This window comes from Salinispora goodfellowii (assembly GCF_059570675.1).
Genome location: NZ_JCANTD010000044.1, coordinates 17,133 through 28,525, shown reverse-complemented (window position 1 = coordinate 28,525; position 11,393 = coordinate 17,133). Strand labels below are relative to the sequence as shown.

The following is an 11,393-nucleotide window of genomic DNA, read 5'->3' as shown; positions in this document are numbered from 1 at the left end:
GGTGGACCGAACAACCCCTACCACCAGCCCGGACCAGCCACCTCCAACGCCTCGACCACGACCTCGCTGCCTGAACCGAATTCGGCAGCAGAGTCACGGTGTCGTAGCCCTGGTCCATGAAGGTGTAAGCGCGGATCTTGGCAGCAAGCCCGATGCCGCGGCCTTCGTGGCACAGCATGTAGAGCAGGATCCCGTAGTCGGATGCGCCGATCATGCGCAGGGATGTGGCCAACTGGGGGCCGCAGTCACATTTGAGGGATCCGAGCAGGTCACCTGTGGCGCAGGCGCTGTGAATCCGTACCAGCGGATTCTGTTGGCCGGCGGGCTGAGGGCGGTGGACGGCGGCGAGCACCTCCTCAGGGCCGGTCTCGGGGCCGAAAGCATGGAGTTGGAATTGTCCGTACGCGGTGGGGAGGTCACAGCTGGCGAGCCGAACGGTAGTGGTCATCTCGTTTCCTTCGCAGCGGTGCTGTCGGGTGTGGGCTTGTGGGCGATGAGCAGGACGTGTTCAGACATGCCGAGGAGTGAGGGTTCTGCCTCGACCCGGCGGATCGCCCGCAGGAGGAGGTCGCGACGGTGTGGGTCGCGGAGGCGGTCGGCGAGGTCGGGCAGCAGTTTGGCGGCGCCTTCGACCGCGAGCAGGGCGTGCGGGCGCAGGCCTGCGGTGGTGGCTTCTGCAGCGAGACCATTCGGGTTGTGGAAGTAGCCGGTGGTGAACAGCCGTCGATCACCGGTCGGGTTGCGGTGTTGCCCGTCGCGAAGATGTCGGGCCAGGATCGCCTCCACCGCCGGGTCGTCGTAGAGGTTCTTGGCGAGGTACTCCCAGGTGGTGTAGTAGCGGGACGTCGCTGCGGCGGCGACCACGCCGCCTGGGACAAGTACGCGGTACGCCTCGCCCCAGGCGCGGGCGCGGTCAGCGGCGTTGGTGAGGTGATACAGCGGTCCGAGCAGAAGAACTGCGTCGCAGCTGGCGGAGCCGAGCGGCACCTGGCGCGCGTCCCCGCGCGAGATCGAGGCCAGCGGCGACTCGGCGCTGGCGGACGTGGTGGCGGCTTGCTCCAGGTGCAGCGGGACAGGGTCCACGAGGTGGACGCGGTAGCCGTCCGCGGCCAGCTGAAACGCGTACGCGCCAGGTCCTCCGCCGACGTCGGCAACAGTTCCGGCTGGGGGAAGGTGGCGGCCCAGGATGTCGCGGGTGCGCAGGTACTCGATGTGGCGGCGCGGGTCGCTCAGGCGTCCCTGCTCGGCCCCGTGGGCGTAGAAGGCGAGGACCTCCGGAGTGATGCTCGCCGCTGAGGTCACGTCGGGCGGGTGGAGATTCACGCTGCTGCCTCCGGCGCGCCATGCTCCAGGTCCGCGAGGAAGCCGTCCTGGAACTGTCGACGCAGGCGGGTCTGCTGCGCCGACATGATCGGGCCGCGGAAGCGGTCGAGGATCGATGCGACGCTGCCACCGATCGCCGGGCTGCTACCGATGGCGCTGAGCAGCTTGAACTGCATTACGAGGTAGACCGGCGGACATTCACGCGAGCTGCCAAGTCGCGCTGGAGACCAGAATCCGAGGTGGTAGTCCAAGCCAGCCAAGGTCAGGCACCGGTTCGCGAGATTCATGTTCGTTCGCAACAGGGCCATCTCGTGGGCGGTGATGTCCCGGAGTAACGCCCTCAGCATCACGAGACCTTGCCGGCCGGGTTCGGACAGCCAGGTGAGGTTGTTCAGGTTCGCCGCGACCTGGCCGGGCGGCAGCAGCCCCGGCCGAGTCCACGGGGGCGACGCCGCCGGGCTGCCGGTGAAGCACTCCCGCAGCTGCGCGTACGCGCCGGTGGCCACGTCATGAAGTTGGACGAGGAGGCGCGCGCAGGCGGTATCGAGGAGGAAGTCCCAGTCCGGAAGAGCGATCTTGAATCCGACTGGGCCACCAGCAGCGGACAGATCTGCGTCGCCCGCGAGGTGGCAGCCGGCGGGCAGCGGCTGCGTACGGGATGCGTCACGCATGACCTGGGCGGCCAGGTGCGCGATGGGGTCCACCAGCGCCCGTCGTCGGTTGAGGTCGTCTACCTCGCCCAGCGGCACGATCGAGGCGTCGCGGTAGGCGGCAGCGGGCCAGCAGTTGAGGTGCCAGTGCATCCGCTTGTCCCACCACTGCCCGTTGTCGCGGTCGACCGTGTACGGGTCGTGGTTCGTGCCGATCATGAGCTGCGCCCCGTCGAGGTCGAACCGGCGCCGAGTCGAGGAGGCGTCGACGTAGCCGACGAACTGCCTACAGAACTTGAGTAGCGCCGTCAGCATGGCCTCGGGGACATCGCTGACGGACGACGCGATTACTCTGTCGTCGCCGACTGTGGCAAGCAGCATCATGTCGTAGACGCTGTGCGGGAATGCCTTGTCGATGAACGCGAGCCGGTCCCCGGATCGTCCGGCGGGATATTCGCGCAGGATGTTGGCGCCGTAATGGTCGCGGTAGTGCGGGCTGAGGTTGCGCACGTCCGGTGGCGGCGCGGCGAATCTCGGCATCGGAAGGCTGGGAATGACCGGCAACGTCATCGCCGACGCCGGGTAGAGCGGCCCGAACCGGTCCGCGACCAGGTGACGAGTCGTGACGGCGGTCATGCCGGCATACCGGTCGCGATGGCGTCGCCGGCGGCAACGCCCATCATGGCGGCCTGCACGATGCCCTGGGCGATCCCTGCGGCGTCTCCGACCACGTAGATCGGCAGGCCCCGCACCTTGCAGTCCTCGTCGACCGGGACCCGGTCCCACAAGAACTCGACCTCAGGCCCGATCACGAGAACATCGTCGACAAGGTCATCCACGGACAAGCCTGCGCCGGCGTGGTCCAGGATCGAGCCCATGACCCGGCGGAGGCTCTCGATAAGGCTGACGTGCTCGGCGTCGGTGAACAAGCTGTCGAGCCGGGCGGTAGTCAAGTCCTTGACGGACGGCTCGAACGTCACTGCCGCAGCCAACTCCGGCCAACGACGCGGCTCGGTCGTCTTGTTCATGAACGCGCGCAGACTCTGCGCCACCGGCCGGCCTCCGCTGAGCCGCCAGTAATCGGACAGGATCTCGTCCCGGACTTCGGTGCTGGTGCCGGGTCTGGCGAGCTGGCACAACAGGCCGAAGTTGGCTGCCAGTGAACGTTCCCCCGGAAGGCGTTCAGTGGTTTCGTGCCCGTCGAGAGTGATCACCTCCCGCCCGAAGGAGCGCTGGTAGTTGGTGAACTTGATCCGACCACCGTTCGGGCCGCCGCAGAAACAGAACGTCTTCGTCTTACGGTCCACCCGCTCTAACTGGGTGATCTTCAGATCGGGGTGCTCGACGCCGATCGCGGCCAGCACCTCGGCCCTCGTCTCGAGACGCACGCCGAGCGACATGTCCGGCGCGATCGTCTGCACCCCGAATGCCGTCAGGAGGTTGTGAGTGCTGGTCACCCCGTGTCGGCCCGTGGCCAGCACCAGCCGTGCCGTCTCGGCGGTGACGAGGCCACCGTGGGTCGCTACCGTCAGCGTCAGGCGGTCCCCCTCCAGGGCGGCGGTGACAAGTTCCGATTTCTCCCAGACGGTCAGAGCGTCGTTGCGGAAGCCGTGCAGCGCCGTGAGCATGTCCCGAACCTGCGTCTCCCCCAAGACCGCGACCGGGTACTCCCGGATGGCCAGGCCGTTCCCGGCGAAGGCCTTGATGACTGGCGCGCCGAGTCTCGTGCCACTCAGAATGGGCGGCTCTGGCAGTGGAGCGGTCAGGAACTGGAACGCGCGCTCGCACAGTTCGTCCGCGCGGTCCTCACCGAAGTGATCGATCAGGCGGCGGCCGGACGGCAGCAAGCTCAACTTCACCCCGTCTCCGTAGTGCACACAGCCGCCAAAGCCACTGATCACATTGCAGATCCCGGCGCACCCCGTGCAACGCATCCCTCGGTCGACCGGGCACGGCCGATTCCGCATCCCCCGCCCGGCCTCCAACAGCAGCACCCGCAGGCCCTGGGCCTGGCGCACGACCTCGTGGGCACAAGCCAGACCACCTGGGCCAGCGCCGACGACGACGACATCGAAGAACATTGCAGACATTCCTTCCAACAGTCGCAGGCGATCGGGAGCGAACAGCCATCCCCGCCGCCGGACGCGCTGCATGTCCGTGGCTGAATCAGCAAATCGGCAGCAGCCGCGGCCAGCGCGATGATCACCACGTAGGGCAGCGAAGGTGCCGTCCGGACAGCTATGCGCGGACGAGCCGCCCAGGGCCTTTCGGGGAAGGCTCACTCACCGTCGCCGACGTCGGGTGTTGTCGGACAGGCATGTCATCGGACTATGACAATCCACCGACACCCGCTGCCGCGACCGCATCCGCCGCTTGGCCGTCTCGGTCCGACCGCGAACCCGGAGTGCTCGACAGGGTTAGCTGCTCGTGCCCGTGCGACGATGCATCGATGAACCACAGCAGCGCCGGCTTGGTCATCTGGGACGTTGACGGGACGCTCATCCCCGCGGACTTGCGTTGGCTGACGCGCGCGATCGCTCGTGCGTACGGCATCGCGCAGTCCGAGGTTGTCTTCCCTGACAAGAAGGTGCATGGGTATACGGACGAGTCGATCGCCGTGGACACGGCGATCGCTTCGGGCGTGGACCCTTCAGCCGCGGAGGCGGGCATACCCGCCTTCCGTCAGGCCATCGCCGCGGTCATGCAGGAGGGTCGGCAGGAGTTGGCTGAGGTCCAGCCGCCGTATCCAGGTGCAGCGGCGAGCATCGCGAAGCTGCACGAACGTGGCTTCATCCAGACCGTGCTGACCGGCAACCTGCGTTCGGCCGCCGAGGTGAAGCTGGACGTGGCGGGCTTGGACGATTTTCTTGATCTTCGCATCGGCGGGTTCGGATCGGACGCGCGAGATCGCTTCCAGCTCCCGGCAGTCGTAGCTCAGCGCTACTCCGCGATCTACGGTGACCCGCTCGATTCCGCTCAAACGATCGTCATCGGGGATGCGCCCAACGACATCGCTTGCGCACGTCACGCCGACTTTCGCGTCGCTGTCGTCGCTCACCGGATTGGGCGCCAAGAGCTGGCATCCTACGAACCTGACCTGGTACTCGACAGTCTCGACCCGACGACGGTGGTGGCCGCCGTTATGTCGCTATTGAGCTCGGGCAGGTCGCCGGCTGCCCGTTAGGCGGCCATCTGCTCATCGAGTTCGAGGACAATCCGCTCGTCGCGCCATCGGGCCAACCGCTGTCGGGCCCGTTGAGCTCGGGCGATGCCTCGATGGTTCCCACCTGCTCTCAGCTGATCGTAGGTGTTGCCAAGCAGGGCGCAGGACTGTCCGAGCTCGCCAGCCTCGGCGTAGTCGCTGGCGAGGTCTACGGCTGCCGCCAAGGCAACGTTCACGTTGGCCTGGTCGTGTTCCAGCATCTGTACTGCACTTTCGAGCACGGTCACAGCCTGGTGGAGCTGGCCGAGAAGAAGATGGCATGTGCCCGCATAGACGTGGAGGCGGGCGCTGAACCTACCCCGGGTCCTTGCAGGGCCCACCGTCCCGTGGCAGCGCTTAACCGGTAACGGTGTCGACGAGATCGAGGAGGCGGTGGGCCGCGTTGATAGCGGGACGCAGGACCTCGGTGGCGGCTTGGTCGACGCGTTCGTCGAGGATCTGCCGCAGCGTGACGATGTCGGCGCCGGAGGGAAGAGCCAAGTGTCGAGTGATGGCGACATGGCGCGGTCGGTCGCCACGGGCGAGATACTTTGCAGCCAACTGCACCAAGAACAGGAGGCTGGAAGGATGATTCGGGTCGGCACCGGTGGATTCCGGGGTGCGGTGCCGATCCAGCAGCGGCATGAACGCCAAACCGGTGCGTGGTGGTGGTGACGCGCGGTGCAGCAGGAGCCGACCGTCGGTGGGTAGGGCGGCGGTGGTGGTGGGCCACAAGTAGAGATCGATCAGGACGGGCAAAGTGGCCAGTTCTACGCAAACAGTCACGTAACCGCCACCGGCGGGGGCATTGCGGGGCTTGCCTCTGGTGAACAGCACCCGGCCAGGCAAATGTAGGCCGGCAACCGGATCGTCGAACACGCCCTGGGGTGTGGTGTCGTCAACGGCCACGACGAGGTCGACGTCGCTGTACGGGTCAGCGCTGCCTCGTCCGAGAGATCCCACCAACCACGCCGACCCTACAGATTGCCGCTGGTACAACACGTCGACAGTGGCAGAGAGCCAGGCCGTACGGGCTTCAACTACGGCTGTCAGCAGTGCAGCCGCTCGCCGCCGTCGCGGCGGTGGGACTTTGGCAGGCATGCGCTGGCTCATGCCTTGCGGCCCCGTCCGCTTGCGGGCACTACTGCCCCTATGACCGCACGGCCGTTCGTGATCGTCGGGAGGCGGAGCGACTCGATGACCGCTACGCAATTGGATTCGGCCGAAATGGAAACGTCAAGTCGCTTTGTTGGCAGGCCCGGCCAGTCGCCAGAGGTACGCATCTCGGTGGCGAATGCTTGCAAATACCCCAGGTATCCGGGCGTCACAGTCTGAGACGATATGAGTCGCGGAAGGGCCGTCTGGAGCGCCTTCTCGCCCTCGCCAAGTTCGATCGCCACACACGGCTGGACGTCGGTGAGCGCTCGGACCGAGGCGGCCAGGATTTCCCGAAGGGGTTCGAATGCCGTGTGTCGTTCGTGGGCGTGAGCGCGGGCGGATGTGTAGACGGTCTTCGGCCCGCGATCAACCAGGTGCACTCGGTCTTGTGCGACGCTCAGGTCGCGGAGATCATTGAGACGATCAATCATTGCCCCGATGAGCGCCTCTGCAACGTCCATACCTGGGGTACTGACGACCCAGGAAGCGAACTGTTCCCGCGCGGCGATCGTGGGGAGGTAATGCCACAGTGGGCTGGAGACGACTGCTTCAATGCCACTGCTGGTGAGGGCGGTGGCAAGGTGTCTGATCAGAGTCGTCTTCCCGCTACCATCGATCCCGTCGACGAAAATGATCATAGGGATGCCGACTCTTCGAGCATGCTCCTCACGGCCACAAGCGCACCTGGCACCCGTGCGGCGAGCAGTTCGGCCTGCGCTACGTCGTCTGCGCCTGCACGGCGGTAGGCGTCGTAGGCTCCAAGGAGCGATCTGAGCTCGGTGTCCGGCCAGTCCCGCAGCGCCTCAACTACCTCGGGAAGCCGCAGGCCGACCTCTGGCGCTCGATGTGCAACAAGCAGTCGACCGGCGCTCGACAGCACCGACAACACCCGGCGTGCGGTGTCCTCGCGCTCCGATTCTGTGTGGTGGCTGGCGGCCAGACGGGCGACGGCGAACGCGTGCAGTACGCCAACATCACCAGCGAGATCGGTCAGTTCTGAGGTGACGGCCGGCGTAGGGGCGGCGGCACCTGCGATCACGGCGGTGTCTAGTCCTGCGCGGCGCAACACCACCCGCATCTTCATGTCGTACAGCGGACCGAGACGATGGACGTCGCCCCCGTGGCTGTCGGCGAGGTGCAGTGACGCTCGAGCACCGTGGCGTCGGGCCGCTTCACTGACGATCTCGTGGAGCGACGTGGCGGCGGCCGACGTGGGGGGCAGGTTCCAGGCAACGAAGTCGACGTCGCTCCAGCCTTCGACGAAGTCTCCTCGTGCGGCGGATCCGCACAGCCCGACCCCGGCATTCGGATGCCCGGCGATGGCTGCCTCGGCCTCTACTGCCACCTCGTTGACCAGGTGACTGAGCTTCTGGCTGAACGGCAAGGGATGAGCGCCACGCCAGGTGATGACGGCAAGGGCGCGATCCAGCACTTGTTGGAACTGGGGGTGGCTGGCGGCCTGCCGGGCGGCGGAAGCCGCGAGCCAGCGGGCCTGGACGAAGCCTTCGTCCCGGGCCGGCGTCGTGGCGGTGGTGGATGTCGTGAAGAGGAACCAGTCGACAGTCTTCGCCGCTGGCGTGCCGTCGTTGTCGGTGAACGTGTAGGCCTCCTGCCCGAGATAGCCGCTGTAGTACGTGTCGGTGAGGCCGGTTTCCTCGGCCACCTCCCTCTTGGCGGCGAGAAGCGGGGCCTCGCCCGGCTCGAGTCGGCCTTTCGGGGCGACGGTCTGTCGTTCGCCTGTCTTCCGGACCTGATCCAGGAGCAGGACTTGTGGAGACCTCAGGTCGTCGGTCGCGACGACGGCACCGGCGGAGGCGTATCGACGAGTCATGGCTGGAGGCCTCCTGAGGTTGTCTTCATGGTCTGGAACGCGTCGCGGAGACGAGCCCTGAAGGTGATGATGTTGGCAGTGTTGTCGACCCAATGATCGGTAATTGCGCGCCAGGCCGGAAGCTGTTCATGGACGCGTTTCCGCTCGTCTTTGCGTCGGATGATGCGTCGGGCCTCGTCGGCAGTCAGCCCTCTGGCCTGCGCGAGGCGTTTGACGCGGACGAGTTCTGGTGCCGTGATGAAGATGATCGAGCATGGCGCCGGCCACGTGCGCTTTACAGTCATAGCCAAAGCGGCGTCGATGAAGCTCTCGACTGCCAAGGGGGTCTCGCCGCGGTCGGAGAGTTCGAGGAGTTTCGAGACGAACTCGTCGTACCCGAAGCCTTCCCGCGTCTCCACGCCCTCGTGGTAGGCCTGTCGACCTGAGGTGAGTTGCACAAGGATCGTCCTGATCTTGACGCGGCGGGCGCCAAGGGCGGCCAAGTACTCGCCCGCGCTCGACTTTCCGGCCTCGCTGGTGCCGGCGAGGAGGAGTATCGATGGCGCCGCTAGCTGCCGCATCACGAACTTCCTCTTATCCGACGGATCACCGCGGCAACGCTGGTGGGTAAATCGTCTGGTTTGCCGATGCCGACGCGGACGACCGGTACAACGGCCAGTGCGTCGAGCGCCTTCTCCCCGAAGTTGAATGCGGGAAGGCTGCCGCTGATGGTGACCTCGTCAGCCGAGGAAAAGATCGAGACGTGGTCCAGAGTCGGATCGCGTAGCTTCGCCTCATGGTCGGTCACCGCCGCGCGCAGCAGATCGCGGACTGCTGGAGCAGGCGTCTCGCGCAGTTCGCCCGGCGCAAGGCCCTGATCCGGAATGACGATGAGGCTCAGCGGCAGCGGGCGGTGTCCGGCGGTGGTGGGGGCGGGAAGATCCACCGCGTAGAGGAGCCGTTCGGTGGCGTGAGGTGCCAGCAGCGGCGCCATGTCGGCGCGCACGTGCCAGGGCAGGGTGGGCATCGGCACCACGCAGGGCTGACCGCAGGGGAAGGCGGTGAAGGTGAACTCGTCGACCAACAGGCTGCCTTCGTGAGCGGCGACGCCCAGCGCGAGTGATGTCTTGCCCTGCCCGCGTCCGCCGTCCAGCACCGCTATGGCCGACCGTCCGCCGTCTGCGGTCACCGCACTCCCGTGCAGGAGCGCCAGCTCGCCGTCCCCCATGACGGCCAAGGAACGTGCCGCGGCCTGGAGCACCCCGATCTCCAACATGGCGGGATCGCCAGCCAGCTCCGCGGCCAGTTCCAGTAGGACCTCACCTCTATTGACGTCGACGGTCAGCCGGGTTCGGCGCCCACCACGTACCTGCATGCCCTGCCCGGGGGGTACGGTCAGCAGTTCCGTGCCAGCGAGTCGGGCGACAAAACGCCGCAGGCAGCGTGGTGCCGACCCAGCGATCCGGATCTCCAGCGCGCGGTTGCCGACTCTCAACACGCTCATGACCGCTCCCCGGGCTTACGGAGGACAAGCCACATCGAGTACCGGCGGTGTCTGCCACGTACCGGGGGCGCGGGGGTCGACAGGACACCCTCCTCCGATGTCACGGTCGCGTACTGCCGCATGCCGCACGCCGCCGTGAGGAGGTACAACTCGTGGGCGGTGGTGAGGTGGGCGTAGCCGGGCGCGGCTCCACTGGTCTTGTTGGCGAGGTAGATGATGTCGCGCGCTGGCAGGGGACGTGAGCCGCTGCGACGCTGCCCCCGCCATCGCGCGGCGCGGGCGGCTAGGTCCAGCAGATTGGCGATACGCACAAGCCCGAGCCGGCCGGCGTAGTGCCAGTTGAACGTCTCCACCAGGACGGTGCCTCCCGGGGCGCACACGCGCCACATCTCATGCAGGGTCTCCACCCGTTCGGCCTCGGTCGCCAGCGCATTGAAGGAGAAGCGCAGGCACCACACCTGGTCGAAACTGTCCGTCGGTAGTGGCAGAGCGTTCATGCTGCCGTGCACGAAGGTGCCGTTCGGGCACGCTGCCTGGGCAACGGCCAGGGCCGCGTCGTTGATGTCGACGCCGACGATGTCGCCGCCCAGTGCGGTTATCGCCCGGGTGACGCGACCTGCACCGCATCCCACATCGAGGATTCGCGCCCCCACACCGAGCCGGTGGTAGAGCGCCTCCTCGCAAGGGCGCAGCGGTGCGTTGTTGTAGAACGACGTCTCGCCCGCGTAGTGGACCTGGTTCAGGGCGCGGATCATCGCTGCGTAGTCGATCTCGGTGATGCCGCCGTGGGTAGTCGTCATCGCAGCCCCAGTCCTCCATCGACGTGCAGCGTGCTGCCGGTGATGTACGACGCCTCCGGTGACAGCAGGAACATGATCGCGTCCGCCACCTCCTCCGGTTCACCGCAGCGCCTGAGAAGGCAGCGGTGACCGGCGGCCTTGTCGGGGGTCATCTGTGTAGCGATCGCACCCGGCACGACGGTGTTGACGCGGATGCCTCGATCGGCCAGTTGTCGGGCGGTCGCTCGGGTGAGCGCCTCCACGCCACCTTTGGCCACCGCGTACCCGAGTCGCTCCGGGTGCCCGTAGTGGGCGTTGACGGAACTGACGTTGACGATGGCGGCAGGAGCGGCGGCATACGCGACGAACTCACGGATCACCAGGAAAGCCGAGCTCAGATTGACCGCGAGCATCCGCTCCCACTCCGCGACGTCCGCGTCGATGATCGAGGTGCGCTCCACCGCTCCCGCGCAGTTCACCAGCCCACCCACCGAACCAGGCTTGACGTGATCGGCGAAGAACGACTGCACCTGCTGCTCGTCCGCGACGTCGACGTCGTGCCAGGAGGGGCCCTGGTCTCCGCGCGGAACGTCCGCGGGCACGTGAATATCCAACCCGTACACCTGAAGGCCCCTGCTCATGGTCGCCCGCACGGTGGCGAGCCCGATACCCCGCCCGGCACCCGTCACGATCAGGGTGGATGGGACTAATACGTGCTCCACTGGCACCTCCCAGGGTCGTGGAGAACCAGGGCGGATCTGACGAGTGGTCGCGCCCCGTTCTCCTCACACTCGCCCTCAGCGTCGCTGTCGTGAATGCCGGGCATGCGGACGATGGGGTTGTCCGCATGCGGCGCGCCTCATAGGCCGACGGTCATGCGGCGCAGTTCCTGGCGATCCTGGTTGCGCCGCGCTGAACACTGAGTGACCCTATGTGCGCGATGTCCACGCTGCTCAATGCCGTCGGC

General features: G+C 66.8%; 13 protein-coding genes and 1 pseudogene. 1 reads left to right on the top strand and 13 read right to left on the bottom strand.

Annotated elements, in window-relative coordinates:
• The 4 genes from T398_RS24585 to T398_RS24570 form a co-directional block, all read right to left on the bottom strand.
• The coding region (locus tag T398_RS24585) for a GTP cyclohydrolase II (protein WP_496450213.1) at nucleotides 1–448 on the bottom strand (448 nt) is incomplete at its 3' end.
• Nucleotides 445–1,323 carry a class I SAM-dependent methyltransferase gene (locus T398_RS24580; protein WP_307867924.1) on the bottom strand — a complete coding sequence of 293 codons (879 nt, stop codon included), beginning with the start codon at nucleotides 1,321–1,323 and terminating at the stop codon, nucleotides 445–447. The genes T398_RS24580 and T398_RS24585, both read right to left, overlap by 4 nt.
• The gene (locus tag T398_RS24575; protein WP_496450212.1) at nucleotides 1,320–2,609 is read right to left on the bottom strand and encodes a hypothetical protein; all 1,290 of its coding nucleotides are present in this window, start codon (nucleotides 2,607–2,609) and stop codon (nucleotides 1,320–1,322) included. The genes T398_RS24580 and T398_RS24575 overlap by 4 nt, the downstream gene beginning before the upstream one ends.
• The gene (locus T398_RS24570) at nucleotides 2,606–4,054 is read right to left on the bottom strand and encodes an FAD-dependent oxidoreductase (protein ID WP_496450211.1); all 1,449 of its coding nucleotides are present in this window, start codon (nucleotides 4,052–4,054) and stop codon (nucleotides 2,606–2,608) included. Before T398_RS24570 ends, T398_RS24575 begins: the two co-directional genes overlap by 4 nt.
• Nucleotides 4,055–4,422: 368 nt before the next feature.
• Between T398_RS24570 and T398_RS24565 the strand changes: the two genes are divergently transcribed.
• The gene (locus T398_RS24565) at nucleotides 4,423–5,157 is read left to right on the top strand and encodes a haloacid dehalogenase-like hydrolase (RefSeq protein WP_491639553.1); all 735 of its coding nucleotides are present in this window, start codon (nucleotides 4,423–4,425) and stop codon (nucleotides 5,155–5,157) included.
• Here T398_RS24565 and T398_RS24560 read toward each other — a convergent pair.
• From T398_RS24560 to T398_RS24520, 9 genes and pseudogenes are all read right to left on the bottom strand, one after another.
• The gene (locus T398_RS24560; RefSeq protein WP_491639552.1) at nucleotides 5,154–5,417 is read right to left on the bottom strand and encodes a hypothetical protein; all 264 of its coding nucleotides are present in this window, start codon (nucleotides 5,415–5,417) and stop codon (nucleotides 5,154–5,156) included. The two genes, T398_RS24565 and T398_RS24560, sit on opposite strands and share 4 nt — an antisense overlap.
• Nucleotides 5,418–5,532: 115 nt before the next feature.
• Nucleotides 5,533–6,054 carry a hypothetical protein gene (locus T398_RS24555; RefSeq protein WP_496450214.1) on the bottom strand — a complete coding sequence of 174 codons (522 nt, stop codon included), beginning with the start codon at nucleotides 6,052–6,054 and terminating at the stop codon, nucleotides 5,533–5,535.
• Nucleotides 6,055–6,069: 15 nt separating this feature from the next.
• Nucleotides 6,070–6,276, bottom strand: a pseudogene (locus tag T398_RS24550) (nucleotidyltransferase domain-containing protein); the annotation flags it as partial.
• A gap of 8 nt (nucleotides 6,277–6,284) precedes the next feature.
• Complete coding sequence (locus tag T398_RS24545; protein ID WP_491639550.1) at nucleotides 6,285–6,971, bottom strand: hypothetical protein; 687 nt, start codon at nucleotides 6,969–6,971, stop codon at nucleotides 6,285–6,287.
• Entirely contained in the window at nucleotides 6,968–8,164 is a 1,197-nt protein-coding gene (locus T398_RS24540; RefSeq protein WP_491639549.1) for an NUDIX domain-containing protein, read from the bottom strand. Before T398_RS24540 ends, T398_RS24545 begins: the two co-directional genes overlap by 4 nt.
• Nucleotides 8,161–8,724: a hypothetical protein gene (locus T398_RS24535; protein WP_491639548.1), complete on the bottom strand. Its 564-nt coding sequence runs from the start codon at nucleotides 8,722–8,724 to the stop codon at nucleotides 8,161–8,163. The genes T398_RS24540 and T398_RS24535 overlap by 4 nt, the downstream gene beginning before the upstream one ends.
• Complete coding sequence (locus tag T398_RS24530; protein WP_491639547.1) at nucleotides 8,724–9,647, bottom strand: hypothetical protein; 924 nt, start codon at nucleotides 9,645–9,647, stop codon at nucleotides 8,724–8,726. The genes T398_RS24535 and T398_RS24530 overlap by 1 nt, the downstream gene beginning before the upstream one ends.
• Nucleotides 9,644–10,447 carry a methyltransferase domain-containing protein gene (locus tag T398_RS24525; protein WP_491639546.1) on the bottom strand — a complete coding sequence of 268 codons (804 nt, stop codon included), beginning with the start codon at nucleotides 10,445–10,447 and terminating at the stop codon, nucleotides 9,644–9,646. The genes T398_RS24530 and T398_RS24525 overlap by 4 nt, the downstream gene beginning before the upstream one ends.
• Nucleotides 10,444–11,148 (bottom strand): SDR family oxidoreductase, encoded by a 705-nt coding sequence (locus T398_RS24520; protein ID WP_491639545.1) that lies wholly within the window; start codon nucleotides 11,146–11,148, stop codon nucleotides 10,444–10,446. Before T398_RS24520 ends, T398_RS24525 begins: the two co-directional genes overlap by 4 nt.
• Nucleotides 11,149–11,393: the final 245 nt, after the last annotated feature.